Source organism: Psychrobacter sp. Cmf 22.2 (assembly GCF_001921745.1).
GTDB lineage: Bacteria > Pseudomonadota > Gammaproteobacteria > Pseudomonadales > Moraxellaceae > Psychrobacter.
This window is the reverse complement of record NZ_MRYA01000001.1, coordinates 406574-429716: the sequence shown is the minus strand read 5'-3', so window position 1 is coordinate 429716 and position 23143 is coordinate 406574. Positions and strand designations below refer to the sequence as shown.

Sequence of the window (23143 nt, the reverse complement as noted above, 5' to 3'; positions counted from 1 at the left end):
CTTTTATAGTTACTATATACTAAGCCAGTGTGCTATTAGCTAACTAAGAGACACTCTCAAGATGCTATGCGCAGACTAATATCGCGGTCTTGTACACAAAATTCAAGCACAAGCTTCTATTCTGCATAAAGAATAGACAAACAAACACTTCTATATCAATCACTTAAAAAGAGATAATAATTCAACTCAATAACAAGATATAAAAGCCACTCGTACAAAAAATGCTATGATAAACCATAATTTTAAACACGCGCAGGTTTATTATGAACTATCTTTTTAAACAAAACTCATCGACCCCTGCTTTACGCAGCAAAGCGCCTAACACAGTGAGTAATATACAGACGCATAAATCCAGTATGGCTTTAGCGATAATAGGGACAGCTGTACTCGCCCTATCAGGCTGTGCCACGACGAAAAAACTTACGCCGCAGCAGTGTCAAACCAGCAACTGGCAGGAAGTTGGCTATGCAGATGGAATCCGCGGGCGCTCAGGTGCTTATTTTGGCCACTATACCAATCAATGCGCAAGCGTTAACGGCGCTATGCCTAACCGTATCCAATGGGAGCAAGGACGCAAACAAGGTCTAAAAAATTATTGTACCGAGCTCAACGCTTATAAGCTTGGCCGCGAGGGCTATGATTGGCAACCTGTCTGCCCGCTCGAAGGTATTGAAAAGCTCGAGGAAGCTTACTCGCAAGGGCGCTACTACTATATCCGTCAGCGTGACCTCGACTATCTACGCACGCCTTATCCGTTCGGCTACGGGCCTGGACGCTTTGGTTACGGTTATCGTCCATTTGGCTATGGCTGGTAACTATAATCTGATATTGATAAACAATGCTGACAACTTAAAATGTTTTACAATAAAGAAAACCTCACAAGGTTGCCCAAGCGAGGCTGGAGGAAAAATTTATCATTTTAATTATTCTTCTTATTGTTTTGGTTATATTCTTATTACTAGGTTTGTTGGTTTTTTTAGCAAGCTTATTGTTATAACTGCTAATCTATCAATATAGCTTATTTATAAGAGTCACTCAAAAAGAGTCACTTAAAAAGTTACTCATTGACAAACGCTATCTTAGATAGCCCCGCTTCACTAGCAGCAGCCAGCACTTGTGCTACGGTATCGTATTTACTGTCTTTGTCAGCGCGTAGCTGCACCGAAGGGTCTTCGCCTGTCGCACTCTGCTCTTGTAGCCTTGCCTCTAGCGCTTCCATACTAATCGGATCGCTGTCCCAAAATATGCCTGCGTCTTTATCAATACTGATTTGAATGGCTTTTGGAGGCGGCTCATTGACTTCTGCATTGGTCTTTGGCAAATCTAAGGGTACCGTAGGATTAAGCACTGTCGCCGTCAACAAAAATATAATCATCAAGACCAGCATGATATCAATCAGCGGAATAAGGTTCATCTCATTCATGCTTTGAACGTCATCATCACCCAGTTGAAATGCCATAATTTCCCTCGATATACTGCTTTCAATTCGTTTGGTTATTCACGCTACCACTTACATTCATTACCTAATCACTACCCTCATCAGTTTTAACGACCTTGTTAGAGGGAAGCCACTATCCCTGCGATGGGGCTGAGTTGCGATAGTGCGCGGTGTGCTGTGCGTCTTTTTGAGTGACCTGCTTATCTTTTGCCACCTGTGCGGCGGGGACGGTACTTGGATGGCTATTGGCCACTGCTTGCTTAGCAGATGTCGCCAACAGATCATGGGCACGGTCATTGGCATGGTACATCACTCGGCGATTGATACGCACTGAGAGGTTATAAAACACCACCGCTGGAATGGCGACAGCGATACCAAGACCTGTCATGATCAATGCCTCACCGACAGGCCCTGCCACTTGTCCAAGTCCTGCTTGTCCGGTCATGCCGATATTGTGCAGCGCATGAAAGATGCCCCATACCGTCCCAAATAGCCCGATAAAGGGGGCAATCGCAGCGGTCGTCCCGAGAATAGGCAGGCCGCGCTCACTGGCAAAGCGGTAGCGGCCGATATGCTTGAGTAATGTTTGCTCAGTAACTAGGCGACGCTGGGCTGCATCACAACCGTCCAGCTCAGGCTGCTTGACCATCATCTGCTGACTCAAATCGTCGGCGACAGTGGTAGCCAGTTTGCGGCTTTGTAGCACACGGATAATCCCCGTCACCCAAGAAATAATAGATAAAATCAATAGCAAAAAGAACAAGGTCTTGGTCACCATATCGCTGATTTGCCAGTAGTGCATAAAGTCCATGTTAGAATCCTTAATGTTTAATACCATCATATGATAGCGCTACGTATGTCACAGCTAGCCTTATCATAAAAATTATAAATGTCTTTTAAAATCAATGAGATAAATTCAATAAAAAAAGCTCTAAGGTACAGCGTAGCTGACGGGTAGTGTTACATTACCCACCACAGGCACGCCGTTTTGTGTAAAAGGCTTAAACTTGCCAGAGCGAACTTGACGCTGCGCCTCTTTATCTACTCTTGGATTGCCCGAAGACTGTGCCACTCGCACACTATCGATACCACCTTGCTTATTGACTCTTAACACCAGCACCACGTTAAACGTATCGCCTGAGCGAGCATTACGAGCAGCGCGCTCAGGAAAGCTCAATCTCGGCGGCGATGCCCAATCTGCATTACTGGCAGTAAAGTTCACTGGCGTATTGCTTGCTGCAGCTTTCGCCTGTGCCGCAGCCGCAGCGGCTTCTTTGGCCGCTTTCGCTTGAGCCGCTCTTTGCGCGGCTTGCTGGGCAGCCAGTGCTTCAGCTTCTCTAGCAGCTTGCTCTGCCGCCAACCTCTCAGCCTCTTGCGCTGCTGCTTTGTCACGGGCTTCTTGCTCAGCCTTCCGCTGTTCTTGCTCTCTTATACGACGTTCTTCGGCTCTGCGTTGTTCATCAGCCGCTTGGGTATCAACTTTAGGCTCAGCTATCGGTGTTTTTGGCGTTTCTGTCTTGACGATGTCAGGCTGCTTTTCTACTACTTTTTTAGGCGGCGTTACTTTTTTTGGTGGTGTTGCTTTAGGTGGTTTTTCTTTGATGACCGGCTCCTTGACCGGTTTTGGTTGAGCCTTGACGGCAGGCGCGGCTTTAGGTTCGGGCGGCGTAGCTGGCGGTATATCAGAAACCACCTCCTCCACCACTGCGACAGGCTCTTTTTGCGGCAATGTCACAAGCTCTATCTCAATAGGCGACGTCTGATTTTTTGGCGGCTCTTCTATCTCAGGTGTTTTGAGCGATGCTAATGCGACTACCGTCAGCGCATGTAGCGCCGCAGCTATCGCAATAGCTGTCAGTGTCAATTTAGGAGATGGCGCGTCTAAACTCGTTGAATTCATAACACTCTAATATTCATTAACTGAGGTAGAATGGTGTAGATGATAGTGCAAACGATAATTATTATCAATAATAAATTATGATATTTTATTGTTAGTCAAAGATTATCTTGCTGCTATTGCAAGGTTATTTATATTAAAAAGGCCTTATTTTAGTTGAGCCTCCCTACTCAAAAATCTCTTTGTATAATAAAGCATGCCTATAAAAACATTTGGCTAAAAACGCAATGTTTAACTAATAATCCTACTTACTTTAGTTAAATAAAATGCTCAGTAATAAATACCATTATCATTTTTATTGATAATGAGTCTCAATTACTTTATGATAGCCCCTGTCTTATAATTCTATTCTATAAAAGCATCAGTGCTTATTATTTATCAATACAGGCAGATACATTACTAATAAGCTGCCTATATCCGTCATATACCGAGTTATTTATGTCTACTAACCCCATGTCCTCTACCCGTTCTACTACTCCTTTACTTAAACGTCCCTTATGGACGGCGATGGCCACCGCCCTTGCCGCGACGATCAGCGTGGCAGGCTGTAGCTCTCCTGAGTCCAACGACTCAGAGCCTGCGGACGCTCAGACCGAAAACCCAACCGCTGACCATGCCGAAAACGTCGCCAATAACGATGCTGTCTCGACGCATACCGTTACTGTCGATACCGCCAGAGGGGATATCGATCTGGCAATGAATCCATCGCCATTGGTCGTCTATGACATGACCTTGCTACAGGATTTGGCGGCGCTGGATGTGGCTGTCGATGGGGCGCCAAGTGACCTGCCTTTAGACAACTTGCATTCAGAGACGCAGCCTGATCCTGAAGAGGTGGGTACTTTATTTGAGCCTGATCTTGAGGCCCTAAACGCCATGCAGCCACAAGCGATTTTAGTCGGTTCGCGTATGGCGGAAAAATACGATGAGCTCGCAAACATCGCTCCAACCTTAGATATGACTATCGATACGGCTAATATCTATGAGTCCAGCAAACAGCGCCTGCATGATTTAGGTGCACTATTTGGTAAAAGCGCGGAAGCGGCCAAATTACAAAACGATATCGACAGCCTAATCACAGAGGCCAAAGCTGTCACCAAAGACAGTGGCACCGGTCTGGTGGTGATGGTCAATGGCAATAAAATGTCTGTCTATGGCGCTGACTCACGCTATGGCTTTATTCATAATGTCGTCAATGTGCCGATCGCTGACGATCAAATCAAAGACGGTCGTCATGGTCAGCCGATCTCTTTTGAATATCTACAAAAGATCAACCCTGATTGGCTATTCGTCGTCGATCGTAGCGCCGCTATCGGTGAAGACAGCGTGGGTGCCAAAGCAGTCTTAGACAATCCGCTGGTCGCCCAAACCACCGCGTGGCAAAAAGACCAAGTGGTTTATCTAAGCCCAGATTCTTATCTCGCCTTTGGTGGTTATTATCAGTGGTTACAAGATCTGACCACGATAAAAAATGCGTTTGCAAGCGCAAAATAAACGCGGCAACCATACCAGCTATTTTTTGACATATTATTTAATGAGCCAGTAGCCGTTATGTCGTTATTTTCATCGCGTGCCCAGGCCCGCGCCAATAGTCTTGAGGCCAGTCCCGCTTTGTCCACATCATCACCTTGGCAAAGCGGCAGCAAGGCTCTGAGCCACACGCGTCGGCATGCGGCCCTACCGCCATGGCTTATCAACACAGCCAGCCTCATCATGATGGGGCTTTTGGTGTTATTAAGCTTGTCCATTGGGGTGGCGGATTTTTCATGGTCTGGTATTTTTCATAGCCTCATCAACCATAGCGCCAACTCAGACAGCTCGCTGATGCTGGTCAGCCGGTTGCCGCGTACTATCGCTATCATTCTCACTGGTATCGCCATGGCGGTGGCAGGGATGATCATGCAAGTGGTGCTAAAAAACCGCTTTGTTGAGCCATCAATGGTAGGGGCCACCCAAAGCGCAGCACTGGGATTGCTGGTCGTTAGCCTGCTGTTTCCAGCCAGTGCGCTACTGGTCAAGATGAGTGTCGCCACTGTCTCAGCTGTGTTTGGCATGATGTTATTTATGCTCCTTATCCGCCGCATACCGCCGACAGATTATTTGATGATTCCGCTCATCGGTATCGTCTTTGGCGGGATCATTGAAGCGGTGACGACTTTTATTGCTTATCAAACCGAAACCCTGCAGATGCTTAGTGTTTGGCAATTTGGTGATTTTTCTGGGGTGCTAGCAGGGCGCTACGAGCTGTTATGGCTGACGGGCGCGTTATGTATCATCGCTTACATTATCGCTGATAAGCTCACTATCGTCGGCTTAGGAGACAATATCGCGCTCAACTTAGGCATTAGTAAGCGGCAGGTCACTTGGCTTGGCGTCGGTATGGTGGCGATGATGAGCGCGGTCGTCGTCGTGACGGTGGGCATGATTCCTTTTATTGGCTTGGTAGTACCAAATATCGTCAGCCGACTGATGGGCGATAAGCTGCGCCGTAGCTTGCCAGCTGTCGCGCTACTGGGCGCATCGGCAGTATTGCTCTGCGATATCATCGGGCGCTCTATCCGCTACCCCTTTGAAGTGCCGGTCGCCACGGTGTTTGGTGTGGTCGGCACGGTGCTGTTTTTATGGCTATTATTGCGTGCGCCTGCTGAGCAATAAGGCGTCTTGTAATAAGGCGTTTTATAATAAGGCACCTCATAACAATGTAACGCATAATAACGCATCTGGCCATCAAGCAGCTGACTCACCACCATCGACCCTTTTCTTTATTTATTCGTCCTGTTGTCTGCTTAGATAAGCGTGGCGTTGTTACTATTACAGGTAGCATAGTAGGATTTACGTATGTTTTCATCGTCTAAGCATGACTCTATAACTGGCCGCTCTACAAAGACTGACTCAGCGAAGTGTCGTTTAAAAAACAATAATTTAAATAACGAGCACCACGCAGCCCCCTCTAGCCAGAGTCGCTTGGCTCAGCTTTGGGCATGGATCAGCAACCATCCAAAATCGATTGCCGCTGTTATTTTACTGGTCTCGATGACGCTGTTTTTGACGCTCAATGTCAATGGTCATTGGGATTTTGCCCTACCACTACGAGGTAAAAAACTGCTGGCGCTCATGGTGGTCGGCTATGCGATTGGCGTATCGACTCTGCTCTTTCAAACCTTAACGCACAATCCTATTTTGACCCCTTCTCTACTGGGCTTTGACTCGCTGTATGTGCTGCTGCAAAGCTTATTGGTGTTTTTTTTGGGGGCGATGAGCTTTACCAGCATCAATCCTATTGCCAAATTCACCCTTGAGATTGTCCTGATGTTTGGCGCGTCGTTATTATTGTTTCGAGTGCTGTTTTCAAAAAGCAGTCAGGATTTGACGCGGCTGATACTGGTGGGCGTTATCTTTGGGGTGTTGTTTCGCAGCTTATCAGCACTGATTGCGCGCCTGATTAACCCCGATGATTTTGTCGTGGTACAGTCGGCCAGTTACGCGCAGTTTAATACCGTCAACCCGCAGCTATTGGGGATTAGCTTCATTATTTGCACCATTAGCGCGCTGTGTATTTGGCGCTGGCGCTATCAATGCGATGTCTTGATGCTGGGTAAGGCGCAAGCGATTAATTTGGGCATTAATTATCAACGCCTCGCATTTGGGCTATTGACGGTCATTGCGGTATTGGTCGCCACCGCCACGGCACTGGTCGGGCCGGTGACTTTTTTTGGCTTGCTGGTCTGCGCTTTGACCAATCGCATCGCACGGCATATGTATCATAGCGAGCGTTTGATATTGGTCAGTTTGGTGGCGATGATTTGTTTGGTCCTCGGTCAGACGCTGTTTGAGCAAGTATTGGGTATGGCGGGAGTGTTATCCGTGGTGATTGAACTGGCGGGCGGCTTGGTGTTTTTAATTTTGATTTTTATGACTCAGCGTCGTTGATAACATGTCGTACTAACCTATATAAAAAATCATAAACTATTTAAAACTGATTAAAATTTATCTAAAAAATAAGAATTATTATGATTAAACTCGATAATATCTCCCACCATATCGGCAAACAACAAATCCTGCATGACATCAGCTTGTCCTTACCAAGCGCCCAAGTTATTGCCCTCATTGGTCCCAACGGCGCGGGTAAATCCACCTTATTTTCGGTCATGGCAAGGCTACAACCGCTACAGTCTGGGAAGGTGATGTTTGGTGAGCATGATATTGTCAGCTGCCCTGCGCGCACTTTGGCTAAGACGGTGGCGATGCTCGGGCAAGACAACCAAGTGCAAGGTCGCCTGCGCGTGCATGAGCTGCTGATGTTTGGCCGCTATCCCTATCATCAAGGACAGCCAAGCGCACAGGACGAGCAAAAAGTACAAGAAGTGATCGCGCGTTTTGAGCTTGAACCCTTAGCCGAGCGTTTTTTATCGACGCTCTCTGGTGGTCAGCGGCAACGCGTGCTGATTGCGATGATTGTCTGCCAAGACACGCCGTATCTACTGCTCGATGAGCCGCTAAACAATCTGGATATGTACCATGCAGGGCGTCTGATGCGTGAGCTGCGCGAGCTTAGCTGCAGTCAGCAAAAAACCGTGGTCATCGTCCTACATGATATCAACCAAGCCGCGCAGTTTGCCGATACTGTGGTCATGATGAAAACTGGCCAAGTGATGGCGGTTGGGCAGCCTGTCGATGTCATCACTAAAGATACCATGAAAGACTTATATAACGTCGATGTGACGGTACTTAACCATCAAGGTCGGCCAGTGATTGTCGATACATTGTTATAGTTAAGCAGGACTGTAGCTACGTCACCTTATAACCCTAATGCAGCATCTTCGCGTTTGACGATTTTATGCTCATCTTCATTGCTGTCAAGTTTCCAGTAGCTAGAGATATAAAGATGACTCTTAGCCACTTCTTTTTGTTTGAAGTACTGACGCAGCGCTCGCATACTATTGAACTCGCACGCCGCCCACACTGCCACTTCACCAGCCGGCCAGCCTAGCGTCTTAATACGCTCAAGAATGGGGTAATGACTGCTGCTTGCTTCGGCATTGATTACCCACTCAAGCGTTATATTCTTCGGCTTTTGTAGCGGCTGGATATCATCCTCACTCAGCACCTCGATGACGGCATAGCCCTCGGCATCCTCGGGCAGCTGTGCTAAGTTTACCGTGATGGCGGGCAGCGCGGTCATGTCTCCCGCCAATAAAAACCAATCCGCCTCGTGATTGATAAGCTTTTTGGGGCCTGGTCCCCCAATCAGAATGGTATCACCGGCTTGTGTGGTTTTGGCCCAATGTGAGGCAGGACCTTCAGCGCCTTTGTGGTTGAGACCATGCAAGACAAAATCGACATCGATTTCATCGTCACGTTGCTGGATAATGGTATAAGTGCGCATGATGGGCTTTTTTCCTGCCTCCCCTGCAAACATCAGTTTGATATAGGCGCTTTCTTGATCTGCTGGGAAGTCTTGCATGCCCGCTCCGCCAAGCGTAATGCGGCGCATGTTTGGGGTGATATCTTTGATGCCTTTTACTTCTAATACTCTTGGATTAGGTTTGGTCATTTTTTATCCTTTTAGCTGTCTAGTTAACCCACTTTAAAAACGATACAGTGCTACTGGGATGAATTTTGTGCAGCCTCTGTGTAAGCAGCACGCAAAGAAAATTCATCCCAGTAGCACAGTCATACAACCATCTTGGTGAGGTCTAAAATTACGATAAGAAAAGCCAGCTCTCCTCGTCAGACAGCTGGCTTTTTATTTTTCATCAGTCACACTACGATTATGCAGTCAGAGCTGATAGATTTTAGAGTTAACGACTTTTAGAATTGATAGGTCAAAGAGGTTTTGATATTACGACCCATCTCAAAATCTGTAGCCGTAGCATCAGCCATATTTAAGCGCGATGCGTGACTGGCATAAGTCTCATCAAATAAGTTATAAACCCCAACGGTAGCTTTTAGACCATCAAACTGACGTGGTGAATAGTTCACATACACATCGTGCACATCATAGCTTGGCTTAGTCTCACCTTGATTATCAGTAATAGATGCTACATAAGTACTGCGCCAGCCTAAATCAACCATATCATTAGCTGCATAATCTAAGTTCACCATGTAGCGATCGCCCGAGTCAGCACCGCTGCCACTCACTGATGGGATGCTATCGCCTGTTTCACTGCCTTCACTACGGGCGCGCGCATAGCTAAGACCCATGCCAAAGTCACGAGTAGTGTAGTTAGCAGCCAGCTCAACACCATCTATTTTATAGTCTTCATCACTGTTGAACATACCTTGACAGTCACCGCCTATCGCGCCGGTCTCACAGTCAATCCCAAATCTACCAGGGCGACCGCCTGTACGCATAAACTGCTGATAGTTTTCGATATTGGTTCTAAAGTATTTAGCACTCAATTGTAGCGCATCATCAGCAATGGTTAGGTCGCGTAGCGTGGTGGCCACACCTACCTCAGAGTTATAGCCCTCTTCTGGCTTGAGATCATTATTGACATAAATACCCTCGCCATTGCTGTTAAAGACAGTTTGGCCTAAATCTGGGCCATTAAACAGCTCTGTGTAGCTTGCAAACACTTGCGTACGCGGCGCAATCTCGTAGCTGGCTGCTAGCGCGCCAACCACATTGTCGTAAGTAGAACCGCCCGCCACAAATTCAGGAGACTCATAGCGGTCGTAGCGTACACCTGGTGTCAGCGTTAGTTTGCCTATTTGCCATTGGTCTTCTAGATAGACTGAGGTGTTATTGGCATCATCATTCGCAGTTGCAGAACCATCACGTGCCATCTCAGATTCTTTTTCGTAGTGCTCAGCGCCTACGATTAGCTTATGACGACCGTTATTTGTGTCAATAACACTGGTATTTTCAATCTTAACACCTGTGGTTTTTACTTTTGCATCAAAATCAAAGTTGCCTACGTCTTCAGAATCACGCAGAATCTGCGTTTCTGTTTGATAAACGGTGGTATCAACGTCAATGAGTGAGTTTGCTGGATTAAAGTTATGATCGAGCGTATAAGTATCGCGCTTTATTTCTTGTGGGATTACATCAAGACCACGACTGTTAGGAAGACTTGGAAAATCTGGACGGAATGGGAAAACACCTTCTTTTTCGGTACGGCTAAAGCTTGCACCAACATGATGATCGTCACCAATATACGCGCCTGCTTTTAATAAGATGTTTTCGCTCTCACTGTCCTCATAAAGCTCACGGCCGTCGCCATCTTCACCAGAGTCGGTATCGCGCTTGCCATAATAAGCCAATAGGTCGATATTGTCTGTTGGCGCACCATACACAGTCGCTGACGTAAGTAGCTCATCATTATTACTGGCATAACCTGCCTTTAGTTTTGCGCCGATCTTTTGACCGGGCTTTAATAAATCTGCAGCATCGACCGTTTCAAACGCGACCGCGCCGCCTAAGGCATCGTTACCCAGCGTGACTGAGTTATTACCGACCGCTACCTCAGCTTGTTTTAGCAAGTCAGGATCAAGAGTGACATCGCCCATATGATAAAAGAGGGCACCCTCTTGACGCGCGCCATCGACGGTGACTTTAAGATTGGTATCGTCAAGACCACGCACTCTGATACGCTGATTCACCGTTGAGGTGCCACCGACCTCAACCCCTGGTATGACATCCAAAAAATCACTTAAGTGGCTTGCCTGTGCAGCTGGTGTATAGTCTTCGACATACACGCCATCCTTTTGTACTTTATCTCGTACTGAGCTATTGGCCGTAACGGTAATGGTCTGTAGCGTAGTACTTGGCATGTCTTCTGCTGCCGCACTGGCTGCCTGCGTCCACAATATGGCTGCCACGCCCATAGATAACACGGTCAATTGATTGGACGAGATTGGTAACTTTACTTCACGCATAACACACTCACTTTAATGACGATCAAAATTAGATTTTTAGAATTGCTATTAAAAGCCGTTTATAAATGGTCCTTGCCTCGACTCACCTTTCAAATACTTACCTGGTCTTACAATGACTAGCTTTGCAATAAGTGAATTTATTAATCATTGTTAGTTATATATAGAAAAAAATATTATAAATGTTAATGATAATGATTAGCATTTAATAGTGAGAGGCATAATAACGGAGTAATAACATTTTGGCAATAATTAATATGAGAAATTTACTTTAATCGTTGTATCAAAGCGTGTGTGTAAATAAAAACCTTCTCACTTGCTTACTCCCAGCATCCAATAGTGACGTCTAAAGTCAACAACTTGCACCACAACTAGCTAATCAACCATATCTAAAAATAAATAAACGCACCAATTTGAAAAAAAACATTGCAATGACTAACGCTTTCACTATACCCTAATATAGCTGACCAACTAGTCAGGTTTTAGGGTAAGATGATTAGTAGGTTTAATAAATAAACAGCTAACAGCAATCAATGATCGCTGCCAGTTTTATTTATTAGCACAAGGATCAGTGCGACTCTTTGTTAAACAGCTAATTAATACGAGTCGTTAATAGGACTCGGCCATATAAGGGTTCTAGCCTAGACATCCCTTGTATCGCTTAATGTTACCGACAAAGATTGGACTAAAAGTCACCTTAGGAGGAAGCCAAAATGAGTGAAAATACTCAAGGAAACCCTGATTTGTTATACGGATTGCATGACCGTCCTGCTCCTGCAAAAGCATTTTTGGGAGCGGTACAGCATGTGCTTGCCGCTTTCGTAGGCATTATTACCCCTTCATTAATTATTGGTGGTGTCTTGGGTTTGGGTGAGCACGTACCCTACCTTATTAGCATGGCTTTAATGGTATCTGGGGTTGCTACCTTTATTCAGACGCGCAAGGTTGGACCTGTAGGCTCTGGCCTTATGGCATTACAAGGCACCAGCTTTGGCTTCTTAGCTGCGGTATTGGCAGCAGGTTTTGTGGTAAAAAATCGAGGCGGTAGCCCGGAGGAGATACTCTCTGTCATCTTTGGTGTCTCGTTTCTTGGTGCTTTTGTCGAAATCTTTTTAAGCCAATTTATTACCAAGCTTAAGTCTTTGATGAGCCCTATCGTTACAGGCTGTGTGATTGTGACTATCGGTCTGTCATTGACCAAAGTGGGATTGACTGATCTGGCAGGCGGCGTTGGTGCAGAAGATTTTGGAAGTATGCAAAATCTGCTACTGGGCGGCGGGGTGTTGGTCAGTGTGGTACTTATTAGCATTATTAACAATAAAGTAATTCGCTCAAGTGCTATCTTTATTGGATTAATGCTCGGTCTATTTGTAGCAATGCTTATGGGACGTATTGACTTCTCTTTAGTCGCTCAAGCCCCCGTATTTACCCTACCCGTACCCTTTAAATTCGGTTTTGGTTTTGACTGGCAAGCTTTTATTCCTATCGCCTTTATGTATATTATTACTAGTATTGAGACCTCAGGTGACTTAACCGCCACCTCAATGATTTCAGGCGAACCAATCAAAGGCCCAGTATATGAAAAACGTATTAAGGGTGGTGTATTAGGTGATGGTGTCAACTCGCTGATTGCTGCTGTATTTAACACCTTCCCAGTGACGACTTTTAGTCAAAATAATGGCGTGATTCAGATGACGGGCATTGCCAGTCGTTACGTCGGTTTTTATGTTGGTGCTATCTTATTCATCATGGGTTTATTCCCTGTTTTGGGCGCCATCTTTACCCAGTTACCAAAACCTGTCGTAGGTGGGGTGACATTACTGATGTTTGCAACGGTAGCGACTGCAGGTATCCGCATCCTATCAACCGTGGACTTTACCCATCGTAATATCTTAATCATCGCAACTTCGTTAGGTCTCTCAATGGGTGTTGCTTTTGTCCCTGATGTATTTGCCCAAACGCCGCAGTTTTTCCGTAATATCTTTGGCTCAGCGGTGACCATGTCAGGTATCGTTGCTATCGTTCTTGATATGATTTTACCAAAAAGTTATGGTGTTGAGTTTGATGAGCCAGAGCAGCATGCTGATGATGAACTAAGGCCTGTTCGCGAAATGTCTCAGAGTGAGGTTGACGTAGAAGGTCAAACGTTATGATTTGCACATAACTTAATCGAACAAACAAAGAGAGTCAGACAAAAGCTTTCGTTGCACTTCAATCACCACTTTAGCGATAGAGCATTGACCAATGCGACTAGCGTTAAAGTGGTTTTGTCTTTATAAAACAAGAGTCTATACTTACTATTAAAGACCGCAGCCACGCAAAATAAACGGCACCAAAAACTCAGCTGCCCGCGCCTCATCTTGCTTATCATAAGCATTTTTTTCCATTAAACCGACGATTTCTGTCTCAAACTCAGCATACCTTTGGGTTGTCGCCCAAATCAAAATCAGCAATTGTAAGGGATCAGCAATACTTATTTTGCCTTGCTCGTGCCATATCTTCATTACCTGCGTTTTTTCAAGTGCCCACTCTTTCATCGTGGTCGACATAAAGTCGTGGAGATGCGGTGCACCGCCAATGACCTCAAGCGCAAATAGCTTATGCCGGTTCGGATTTGCAAACGCTTGATGCAACTTGGTACGTACAAACTTTTCGATGACGGTCTTTGGGTCACTATCAACCGTCATAGTAACTAGGCCTTCATTCCATTCTTGAATAATAGAATGTAGCACCGCCTTGTACAAATTCTTCTTATTTTTAAAATAATAATGAATATTGGCTTTTGGTAGCCCTGCTCGATCAGCGATACCTTGCATGGTGGCTCCGCGATAGCCTTGTAGGACGAACTCCTCTTCAGCCGCCGCTAAGATTAGTGCTTGATTCTGCGCGCGAATATCTTGTTGACTACGATGAGAAGATGCCTCTGAGGCAGATGACGTGTTCGCTTGGTTCTGATGAGCCATATTTTGTGCCATTAGGTATGATTGATAGGTAGCTATATCCTAATAAACTATTGAAATAAATCCTTAGTTTTTATGCAACATAGCAAGATAAATACAAGTATTTCTTATAAAGTAGTTGACCAAATGGTCAGGTTTAAGCAGAATAGATAATATTAAAGCAATAACTGTCCGAGTAATAGTACTTTTGCATGGGTTTTACGTAGTTTTTAATTGATAAAACTTATTATGACGATATAAGTCTACATAAACGCTAGGCAGTTATATTACTGAGTTTTTGTATAAAAATAAAAGGATGTCACCGTGAGTTTAACATTACCACAGTTTAACAATCTCTCGCAGGCAGAAGCGACTTCACGCCTACTGACCTGCTGTACGAGTACCAGCTGGGCGCATGAGATGGCAAATGCACGTCCTTTTGCAGACATGGACACCTTGCTGGCTCGTAGCGACAAAGCATGGCAACAGGCCCAAACAACTGAAGCGAATTTGCTTGAGGCGTTCGACGGTCATCCGCAAATCGGCAACGTCGACTCGCTAAAAGAAAAATACCGTAACACTCAAGATAGCGCCGCACATGAACAATCAGGCGCAAATGATGCTGAGGATGAAGTGATTGCAGCATTGGCTCAGGGCAATCAAGATTATCTCGATAAGTTCGGTTTTATCTTTATCGTATTTGCAACCGGCAAGAGTGCACAGCAAATGCTTGATTTATTGTTAGCGCGTTTACCAAACGATCGCGACACCGAGCTGGCCAATGCCGCTACTGAGCAAAATAAAATCACGCGTTTACGCCTACAAAAACTGCTAGACGCCACTTAACCTAAACTTTGCCTTACTGGTTCAATATATAAAAGGAATTATCATGTCAGGTACTCTCTCATCACATATTTTAGATACCCATCTTGGCAAACCTGCCGCTGATATCGCAGTGACGCTACATCGCGTAAGCGCAAGCGGTGAGGCGTCATTATTAGCCAATGGCGTCACCAACTCTGATGGACGCGTGACCCCAGATAGCTGGTCGTTTGACCCAACTATTGATATTGCCGAATATCACTTGGATGTTGGCCGTTATACTTTAACGTTTGATACTCAGGCTTATTTTGATGCCCAAAACCTAACGGCTTTTTATCCGCAGGTCGTCATCGATTTTATGATAAGTGACAACGGTCACTATCATGTACCGCTACTACTTAGCGCACATGGCTACAGCACGTATCGCGGTTCGTAAATTTAGTACGTCATAGTGTAAACATACACTGGATAAAAGAACATTAGACAAAAGGACACTTGCCACATGGGTGCATATCTTCTCGATTGGGTCGCTTTATTTTTTCGCTGGTTTCACGTTATCGCTGGGATTGCTTGGATTGGCGCGTCTTTTTATTTTGTTTGGTTAGATCTGAGCCTTCGTAAGCCGCCACAGTGGAAAGCCGATAAAGGTATCTCAGGCGACTTATGGGCGGTACATGGTGGCGGTTTTTATGAGATTGCTAAATACAAGCTTGAACCTGAAGAGATGCCAAAAACCCTGCACTGGTTTAAATGGGAGGCTTATACGACGTGGCTAACTGGTATGGCAATGCTTTCTATTGTCTATTATGCCAACGCCACAGCTTATCTGATTGACCCCAGCAAAGTCGCTTTTGGCAGTAGCGTCGGGGCCATATCGACAAGCTTACTGTTTTTATTTGGCAGCTATTTCATCTATGAAGTGATCGTTCGCAGTCACTTAGGCAAAAACGCCTTTGTCTTCAGCTCGCTTATTTTTATATTGTTGATCATCGCGACGTGGGGATCGTATCAGCTGTTCAGCGATCGCGCCTCCTTTATTCATATTGGGGCCATCTTAGGTACGGTCATGGCGGGCAACGTACTCTTTGGTATCATGCCAGCTCAGCGCGCGCTTGTAGATTGTGTGCGGCGCGGTGAAAAACCCGGTAAAGAAGTAGCAGACTTGGCGCTACAAGCAAAAAACCGCTCGCTAATGAACAACTATTTTACCTTACCGCTGATTTTTACCATGATTAGCAACCACTATCCGATGATGTACTCTCATGCGCACGGTTGGTTGATATTGGTATTTGTCGGTATCATCACCGCCCTTGTACGTCATTACTTTAACCAAAAACACCTAGGTAACACACAAACAAAATTCCTCTGGATCCCGGCATTACTAACAGTGCTATTAATTATTTGGATGCGCCCAGCGCCAATCGAACCATTACCTGCTACTAGTGCTCCAGTGGCTGCCGCGCCAGTAACCGACAGTACGCCCCCTGCTGCTAGTACAGAGAGTGAAGCAGACAATGCTACTGCTGCTAAGGCCACCTCCAATAATACTGCCAGTGCTGTTTCTAATGTCGATTCTAATGCCAATGCGAATGAAAGTGAAAGTTCTGCTGCCGAAACTGTGCCAGTTAACGCCTCGGCCGACGATGCTATTATGGCTGTCGTACATACGCGTTGTAGTACCTGTCATGCCGTGCAGCCAACTCAACAAGGCTTCGCTGCACCGCCAGCAGGTATTGTCCTTCAAACCCCTGAAGACATGAAAATTCACAAAGCCAAAATCATAACGGCGGTACAAACTGGCTATATGCCACTTGGCAATCTTACACAGTTGACGGATGAAGAGCGTCAGCAAATTATAGCGTATGCTTCTGGGTTATAAATAAGCTTTCTAATCCCTAAACAAACAATTATCTTGACCAATGACGTAGACATCCTTAAAGTGTTAACAATGGATACTATTAAGTGTTAACAATCTTTGTTTCGATTGACTCTAACCTAAAGGGAGAAAAGGATGTCTACTGCGAATGAGCAAGGAAGTCGACAAAGCAATCATAAAAACACTGCTCTTTATGACTGCAATAAGTTTAATCCAGAACGCAAAAACTCAAGGTTATATAACGACGATTTAGCACCTCTACAGCCGGCAGAGCGTAATTGGGGCTGGTTTGCCATATTTAACGTCTGGTCTAATGACATCCAAAGTCTATTCGGTTATACCCTTGCAGCCTCCTTGTTTTTGAGCTATGGCTTGAGTGGGTGGTGGGTAATGGCAGCCATTATCTGCTCAGGCTTCATTGTTATGTGGATGGTGAACCTAACTGGTAAACCTAGTGTCAAATATGGTATCCCTTTTCCTGTATTAGTACGTGCCAGCATGGGTATTAACGGTGCTAATTTACCTGCTATTCTACGCGCTATTATTGGTATTTTTTGGTACGGCGTGCAGACCTACTTTGCTTCAACCGCAGTCGCCATTTTACTGGCTATTTTTATAGGCAGTCCAGATACGACTTTCTTAGGTTTAAACAGTACGGCATGGATTGCTTTTGTTATTGTTTGGGTATTCCAAATCCTGCTATTTTGGGCGGGTATCGAACCGATCAAGCATTTTTTAAATTGGGCAGGTCCCCTAGTTTATGTTGTGATGGTCGTCCTTATGGCGGTTATTTGGTATCAGTCAGGTTCTGAGTTGCTACCAGCCATCAACTCTATTTTTGCAAGTGGCAGTGATTACAGTGGAAACTCCATCCAAGCCTTTACTGCTATCGTCGGTACCATGGTTGCTTACTTTGCGGCAGTCGTCATCAACTTCGGGGATTTCTCACGCTTTTTACGTAGTGAGCGTGATATGCGCTTGGGCAATTTAGTGGGTCTACCCATTAACATGGTGTTTTTCTCTTTCATTGCTTTGGTCATTACTGCTGGCACCTTAGTCATATTTGGTGAAGCGCTGACCAATCCATCGGACATCGTTGATCGCGTGGACGCTCTACCCTTGACTATCATTGCAGCAGTGACCTTTTTTGCCGCTACTGTCGGTATCAATATGGTCGCAAACTTTATTCCTCCAGCTTACGATTTGGCCAATTTGTTCCCTAAGCATATTAACTTTCGTAGGGGCGGCTTAATCACTGCTATTATCGCCTTCTTCGTTGGCGCACTGTGGTTATCATTTATCAGTAAGATCGGTATTGTTGGTTTTGTCAATGCTGTCGGTGCCATCATCGCTCCATTTTTTGGAATCTTGGTAATCGATTACTACCTGATCAAACGTCAACATATCGATATGAATGATTTGTTTTCTGATCAGCCAACAGGCGCTTATTACTACTACAAAGGCTGGAACATTCGTGCGCTTATCGCCTTTGCCATCGGTGCTTTGTTCTCTATTGCCACGGTGCTGATACCAGCGCTTACCAAGCTTGAAGGTTATGGTTTCTTGTTAGGCGCTGCATTGGGTGGTGTCGTATATTGGGTCTTGATGCGCCCTTATGCAGTAGACCCTGACACGATAGTAGAATGAGAAACACAGTATAAGAGTCAGTCTGTTTGATAAAAATCAGTACAAACGTTTCTGTCTTTGTACTGATCAATTATTTAATAAGTTTCGAGCAACTATATTGCTCTGTTTTTATAAAGGATAAAACAAAATGACAAAAAAGATTACCAGCGATTTTAATCACGAAGCCTATCCACGCGATCTAAAAGGCTATGGCGGCAACCCACCACAAGCAAACTGGCCAGGCGGTGCAAGAATAGCGGTACAGTTCGTACTAAATATCGAAGAGGGCGCAGAAAATAGCGTTATGCATGGTGATGGTCAGTCTGAGCGCTTTTTATCAGATGTCTTAGGTACACCAGAATTTAATAATCGTCACCAGTCTATCGAGTCTGCCTTTGAATACGGTAGCCGTGTGGGCGTTTGGCGAGTGTTAGATGTTTTTAAAGAATACGGTCTGCCAATTACCACTTTTACTTGTGCTTCTGCTGCTGAAAAGACACCGCATATTATCGAGCGTGTCCTAGAAGATGGGCATGAGGTGGCAAGCCACGGACTACGCTGGATCACTTATCAATATATGTATCGTGAGACAGAACGTGAGCACGTACGCCAAGCGACTGAAATCTTTAAACGCATGCTTGGTGGTCAGCCTCTAGGCTGGTACACTGGACGTGATAGCCCCAATACGCGTGAGTTGGTCGCTGAGCAAGGCGGCTATATCTACGACTCTGACTCCTACGCTGATGAACTGCCTTACTGGCTCAATGTTAAGGTAGAAGAAGGCAACCAGCTTACCCGTAAGCCGCATCTGGTTATCCCGTATACGCTTGAAACCAATGATATGCGCTTTGCGTCAAGCCCGGGCTTTACCAACGCTGAACCCTTTTATCAGTATTTAAAAGACAGTTTTGATACCCTTTATGAAGAAGGTGCCAAAGAAGGCAAAAACGCGCCAAAAATGCTAACCATCGGTTTGCACTGCCGCATTATTGGCCGTGCTGGCCGTATCACTGCACTCAAACAATTTTTGAAGTACATCACCAGCAAACCTGACGTTTGGGTATGTCGCCGCGATGAAATCGCTAAGCACTGGTATGAAAACCATCCAGCCACTAGCGACAATACAGCGAACTGGATGTAAACGCGCGCTCAAACATAAATCTATCGCGGTACATAAACATTAAGGATTATTAACCATGTCAACAAAGAGTACTTATTACGCACCAACTGGCGGATTGCCGCCGCAAACACAACTACTATCCGATCGCGCTATCTTCACCGAAGCTTATGCGATTATTCCCAAACGTGTCCTAACTGACATTGTGATTAGCTACCTGCCGTTTTGGGAAGGCATGCGCATGTGGGTGATTGCACGTCCGCTAAGCGGTTTTTCAGAAACCTTCTCACAATACATCGTTGAAGTCGCGCCCAATGGTGGCTCTGACAAGCCTGAGCTGGATGCCAAAGCAGAAGCCGTATTATTTGTCGTTGAAGGTGAAATGGACATTACTATCGAAGGCGAGGCGCATCATCTTGAAGCGGGTGGCTATGCTTTCTTACCACCAGCATGTAAATGGACGCTGAAAAACAATAGCGACAAGCACGTCAAATTTCATTGGATCCGCAAAGCTTATCAGTTCGTAGAGGGTATCGATGTGCCCGAAGCCTTTGTAACAAGTGATCATGAGGTCGAAGCTATTGAGATGCCAGATACAGATGGCGTTTGGAAAACCACCAGATTTACCGAGCAGTCGGATATGCGTCACGATATGCATGTAAATATTGTCACTTTCCAGCCAGGTGGCGTGATTCCATTCGATGAAACTCATGTGATGGAACATGGCTTGTATGTCCTAGAAGGTAAAGCTGTGTATCACTTAAACGCTGAATGGGTAGAGGTTGAGGCAGGTGACTTTATGTGGCTACGTGCATTTTGCCCACAATCTTGTTACGCCGGTGGCCCTGGTCCATTTAGATACTTACTATACAAAGACGTAAATAGACACATGCCGTTTATTCGTCCAGAATAATAAGTGATTCAGAATAGTAAATAACTCTACCAATTAACTGATATTGCTAATCTATAGTAAGGTAAATTCATGAGCACAACAATCGTAACCAAACCTTTGACTAAAGCTGATTTTGCGCCATATGGTAAGGTTATCGAACCTTATGATAAGGAAGAACAGACGTCTGATAATTGCTACCATATCAATAAAGGCTACGCATGTCGCCACCATGCCATTGCTGAAGCTTCATTAAATGGGGGCACTGTGGGCATGAGTATCTTTCGTGCCAAAAAACGTGAGCTTCCTATCGCTTTATCCGTAATGGAGTATCATCCGTTTGGCACGCAAGCATTCTTTTCGATGAACGGTCAAGATTATATTGTCGTCGTAGCACCTGCGGGTAAGCCACCTCAATCTGCTGATGATTTGAAAGTATTTTATGCCAAGTCTCATCAGGGCGTGCAATATGATGCCAATGTCTGGCATCATCCCCTATTAGCCCTTGGTTGTGACTCTGACTTTCTGGTTATTGACCGTATTAATGGTGAAGGTAATAACTGCTATGAGTTGGAAATAGACGATTGGCAAGTTCAGATTGAAATTGATCGTGAATCTGCCAGCGAAACTAAGAGCGAGCATAGTTAAGTCTACGCTTAGCTGCTTTGTATTGGCCTTTCTTTAGCAAAGTAACGACAAACAGTTTGTGTGTTAAATGAATGCTTGTATAAAAAAGACAGCCCTCAATCGGGTTGTCTTTTCTTATTTTAAAACCGCCTTTGTCAATTAGACATTAAAAAGAGAACGATATGGCAAACACCGGTAGCGTAATATCAGCGCGGCAATCATGGATAGGCACGATTCAAATTATTACCGCTGCTGTCTGCTGGGGTACCTTGGGGATATTCTCGACCTACCTCAACCAAAACGGCTTTAGTGGTTGGCAAATTACCATTTTACGCATTGTGACCGCCGCCTTTCTTATCCTAGTTATGCTACCAAAACTATGGCCCCATTTAATTAAGCTACGTCCAAAGCAGTGGCTTGGACTGGCTCTGCAATCGTTGATTGGCGTGCTAGGTATGTCGATCTGTTATTTTTTTGCCGTCATTTATGTCGGTGCTGGGCCTGCGGTCGCGCTGCTTTATACTGCGCCTGTTTTTAGCCTGTTGTTTTCTGCCTTTTTGCTAGGTGAGTCCATTACTCGGCAGTCGGCATTGATGGCTTTGATGGCAGTATTTGGTGTGGGCTTAACGATGCTGGGGGATGAGGCACAAATCAACTGGGGTATCGTGCTTGGGTTGCTATCTGGCGTGTGTTATTCCCTTTACGGCGTACTTGGCAAGCGCGCGATGCACTATGCCCACCCAGCCCCTTTGGTATTTTTTACCTCGATCATTATTAGTGCTGGTGTGTTGCTATTACTACCCGAGACCTATCATACTTATGAGCAGCTACTGACTTTGCCGCTGCATACGTGGGGCTATGCGTTAGGACTGTCTTTAATTGGCACAGTGGTGCCATTTGCGCTCTATATGAAAGCGTTAGAAAAACTCCCTGCCACGCGCGCATCGGTATTTACTATCTTTGAGCCGTTGACTGCCATTGCCTTGGCAATACTGCTACTACACCAATCATTGTCGTGGATTCAATACGTAGGCGTGGTACTTATTCTGTTAGCAGCTCTATTAAATGCCATGTTAAATGGTACGACCACTCGCGTGCCACGTTGGCTAAGACGACGGCAAAAACCTTCTTAGCGAAACAAAAGCCTTAGTGAAAAACTAGCGTAAAAAACGAATAAAACCCCAACCATGATGTCATCGTTGGGGTTATTTTTTGCGTAAAGGCTTATTTAAAAGTCGCGGATTTGCGCTATAAAACGTCAATTTGACCCTATTACTGCTCAATACGCTGCAAAAACGCTTGCGTGCGGGGATGCGTTGAATCTTCAAACAGCTGCTTGGCACTGCCTTCTTCGACCACATGACCATCTTCAATCAAGACCACATGATCCGCCACATCACGCGCAAAGTTAATCTCATGCGTCACGACCACCATCGTCCAACCCTCAGAGGCCAGCTGTTTCATCGTTTCAAGCACGTCTTGTACCAGTTCGGGATCGAGTGCAGAGGTCGGTTCATCGAACAACAACAGTGATGGCTCGATTGCCAACGCCCGCGCGATACCGATACGCTGCTGCTGGCCACCAGATAACTGAAACGGATAAAGATCCGCCTTGTCCGATAGTCCAACCTTCTTTAGCAATTCTAAAGCTTGCTCGCGAGCTTGCGCTTTACTCTGACCTTGTACGATAGTCGGTCCGAGCATTAAGTTTTCAATCGCGGTTTTATGCGGAAACAAATTATAAGACTGAAACACCATGCCAGACTTGCGTTGTAGTGCCAGCAGCGCTTTTTTCTTAGGTTTGGTGGCAAAATCAACCGTCAAGCTGCCATCATCAAAAGCAATAATACCTTGATCTGGAATCTCGAGCGCATTCAAGCAGCGCAAAAAAGTGGTCTTACCAGACCCTGATGGCCCGAGTATCACCACCACCTTACCTTTTTCGATGGTCAAGTCGATGCCTTTTAGCACTTGATTATGATCAAAGGCTTTGTGAATATTGGTGACTTGAATCATAAAGGTTCCTGTTGTGCT

Annotated in this window: 21 protein-coding genes; 14 read left to right on the top strand and 7 right to left on the bottom strand. The window is 45.3% G+C overall.

All coding sequences use genetic code 11. The features are described 5' to 3' along the window. Positions 1-263 precede the first annotated feature (263 nt). Positions 264-815, top strand: coding sequence for a DUF2799 domain-containing protein (locus tag BTV98_RS01865; RefSeq protein ID WP_075102783.1), 552 nt, complete (start codon positions 264-266; stop codon positions 813-815). Between the two features lie 242 nt (positions 816-1057). Here the strand turns inward: BTV98_RS01865 and BTV98_RS01860 are convergent, their stop codons facing one another. From BTV98_RS01860 to BTV98_RS01850, 3 genes are all read right to left on the bottom strand, one after another. Continuing rightward, a complete protein-coding gene (locus BTV98_RS01860; protein ID WP_075102782.1) occupies positions 1058-1459 on the bottom strand; it encodes a biopolymer transporter ExbD in 402 nt (133 codons plus the stop codon). 112 nt (positions 1460-1571) lie between these two features. After that, the gene (locus BTV98_RS01855) at positions 1572-2249 is read right to left on the bottom strand and encodes a MotA/TolQ/ExbB proton channel family protein (RefSeq protein WP_058369252.1); all 678 of its coding nucleotides are present in this window, start codon (positions 2247-2249) and stop codon (positions 1572-1574) included. 120 nt (positions 2250-2369) lie between these two features. Continuing rightward, entirely contained in the window at positions 2370-3338 is a 969-nt protein-coding gene (locus BTV98_RS01850; RefSeq protein ID WP_075102781.1) for an energy transducer TonB, read from the bottom strand. A 435-nt stretch (positions 3339-3773) separates the two neighbouring features. Between BTV98_RS01850 and BTV98_RS01845 the strand changes: the two genes are divergently transcribed. The 4 genes from BTV98_RS01845 to BTV98_RS01830 all read left to right on the top strand — a co-directional run bounded on the left by BTV98_RS01845 (position 3774) and on the right by BTV98_RS01830 (position 8107). Further along, the gene (locus BTV98_RS01845; protein ID WP_083606057.1) at positions 3774-4829 is read left to right on the top strand and encodes a siderophore ABC transporter substrate-binding protein; all 1056 of its coding nucleotides are present in this window, start codon (positions 3774-3776) and stop codon (positions 4827-4829) included. A gap of 219 nt (positions 4830-5048) precedes the next feature. After that, on the top strand, positions 5049-5990 hold the full coding sequence (locus tag BTV98_RS01840; protein ID WP_143505622.1) for an ABC transporter permease: 942 nt from the start codon (positions 5049-5051) through the stop codon (positions 5988-5990). Between the two features lie 183 nt (positions 5991-6173). Next, on the top strand, positions 6174-7265 hold the full coding sequence (locus BTV98_RS01835; RefSeq protein ID WP_083606055.1) for an iron chelate uptake ABC transporter family permease subunit: 1092 nt from the start codon (positions 6174-6176) through the stop codon (positions 7263-7265). A gap of 80 nt (positions 7266-7345) precedes the next feature. After that, positions 7346-8107 carry an ABC transporter ATP-binding protein gene (locus tag BTV98_RS01830; protein ID WP_075102779.1) on the top strand — a complete coding sequence of 254 codons (762 nt, stop codon included), beginning with the start codon at positions 7346-7348 and terminating at the stop codon, positions 8105-8107. Positions 8108-8133: 26 nt separating this feature from the next. On the opposite strand, the gene BTV98_RS01825 is transcribed toward BTV98_RS01830, so the two are convergent. Together BTV98_RS01825 and BTV98_RS01820 are read right to left on the bottom strand one after the other, a co-directional pair. Next, positions 8134-8889: a siderophore-interacting protein gene (locus BTV98_RS01825; protein ID WP_025644005.1), complete on the bottom strand. Its 756-nt coding sequence runs from the start codon at positions 8887-8889 to the stop codon at positions 8134-8136. A 257-nt stretch (positions 8890-9146) separates the two neighbouring features. Further along, positions 9147-11216 carry a TonB-dependent receptor gene (locus BTV98_RS01820; protein WP_075102778.1) on the bottom strand — a complete coding sequence of 690 codons (2070 nt, stop codon included), beginning with the start codon at positions 11214-11216 and terminating at the stop codon, positions 9147-9149. 710 nt (positions 11217-11926) lie between these two features. Between BTV98_RS01820 and BTV98_RS01815 the strand changes: the two genes are divergently transcribed. Beyond that, positions 11927-13366: a uracil-xanthine permease family protein gene (locus BTV98_RS01815; RefSeq protein WP_058369289.1), complete on the top strand. Its 1440-nt coding sequence runs from the start codon at positions 11927-11929 to the stop codon at positions 13364-13366. 147 nt (positions 13367-13513) lie between these two features. Here the strand turns inward: BTV98_RS01815 and BTV98_RS01810 are convergent, their stop codons facing one another. Continuing rightward, positions 13514-14176 carry a TetR/AcrR family transcriptional regulator gene (locus tag BTV98_RS01810; protein ID WP_058369302.1) on the bottom strand — a complete coding sequence of 221 codons (663 nt, stop codon included), beginning with the start codon at positions 14174-14176 and terminating at the stop codon, positions 13514-13516. 300 nt (positions 14177-14476) lie between these two features. Here BTV98_RS01810 and uraD point away from each other — a divergent pair, with 300 nt between their 5' ends. The 8 genes from uraD (at position 14477) to BTV98_RS01770 (ending at position 22242) form a co-directional block, all read left to right on the top strand. Next, on the top strand, positions 14477-14998 hold the full coding sequence (gene uraD, locus BTV98_RS01805) for a 2-oxo-4-hydroxy-4-carboxy-5-ureidoimidazoline decarboxylase (RefSeq protein WP_058369290.1): 522 nt from the start codon (positions 14477-14479) through the stop codon (positions 14996-14998). 43 nt (positions 14999-15041) lie between these two features. Further along, positions 15042-15410, top strand: coding sequence for a hydroxyisourate hydrolase (gene uraH / locus BTV98_RS01800; RefSeq protein WP_058369291.1), 369 nt, complete (start codon positions 15042-15044; stop codon positions 15408-15410). A 66-nt stretch (positions 15411-15476) separates the two neighbouring features. Next, positions 15477-16853 carry a urate hydroxylase PuuD gene (locus BTV98_RS01795; RefSeq protein ID WP_058369292.1) on the top strand — a complete coding sequence of 459 codons (1377 nt, stop codon included), beginning with the start codon at positions 15477-15479 and terminating at the stop codon, positions 16851-16853. 132 nt (positions 16854-16985) lie between these two features. Next, positions 16986-18497 carry an NCS1 family nucleobase:cation symporter-1 gene (locus BTV98_RS01790; protein ID WP_058369293.1) on the top strand — a complete coding sequence of 504 codons (1512 nt, stop codon included), beginning with the start codon at positions 16986-16988 and terminating at the stop codon, positions 18495-18497. 127 nt (positions 18498-18624) lie between these two features. After that, positions 18625-19617: an allantoinase PuuE gene (gene puuE / locus BTV98_RS01785; RefSeq protein WP_058369294.1), complete on the top strand. Its 993-nt coding sequence runs from the start codon at positions 18625-18627 to the stop codon at positions 19615-19617. Between the two features lie 55 nt (positions 19618-19672). Next, the gene (locus tag BTV98_RS01780; RefSeq protein WP_058369295.1) at positions 19673-20506 is read left to right on the top strand and encodes a bifunctional allantoicase/(S)-ureidoglycine aminohydrolase; all 834 of its coding nucleotides are present in this window, start codon (positions 19673-19675) and stop codon (positions 20504-20506) included. Positions 20507-20575: 69 nt separating this feature from the next. Beyond that, positions 20576-21130 carry an ureidoglycolate lyase gene (locus tag BTV98_RS01775; protein WP_058369296.1) on the top strand — a complete coding sequence of 185 codons (555 nt, stop codon included), beginning with the start codon at positions 20576-20578 and terminating at the stop codon, positions 21128-21130. A gap of 161 nt (positions 21131-21291) precedes the next feature. Next, positions 21292-22242, top strand: a complete 951-nt coding sequence (locus BTV98_RS01770; protein WP_075102777.1) for a DMT family transporter — start codon at positions 21292-21294, stop codon at positions 22240-22242. Positions 22243-22381: 139 nt separating this feature from the next. On the opposite strand, the gene BTV98_RS01765 is transcribed toward BTV98_RS01770, so the two are convergent. Next, positions 22382-23125 carry an amino acid ABC transporter ATP-binding protein gene (locus tag BTV98_RS01765; protein ID WP_058369303.1) on the bottom strand — a complete coding sequence of 248 codons (744 nt, stop codon included), beginning with the start codon at positions 23123-23125 and terminating at the stop codon, positions 22382-22384. Between the last annotated feature and the right edge of the window lie 18 nt (positions 23126-23143).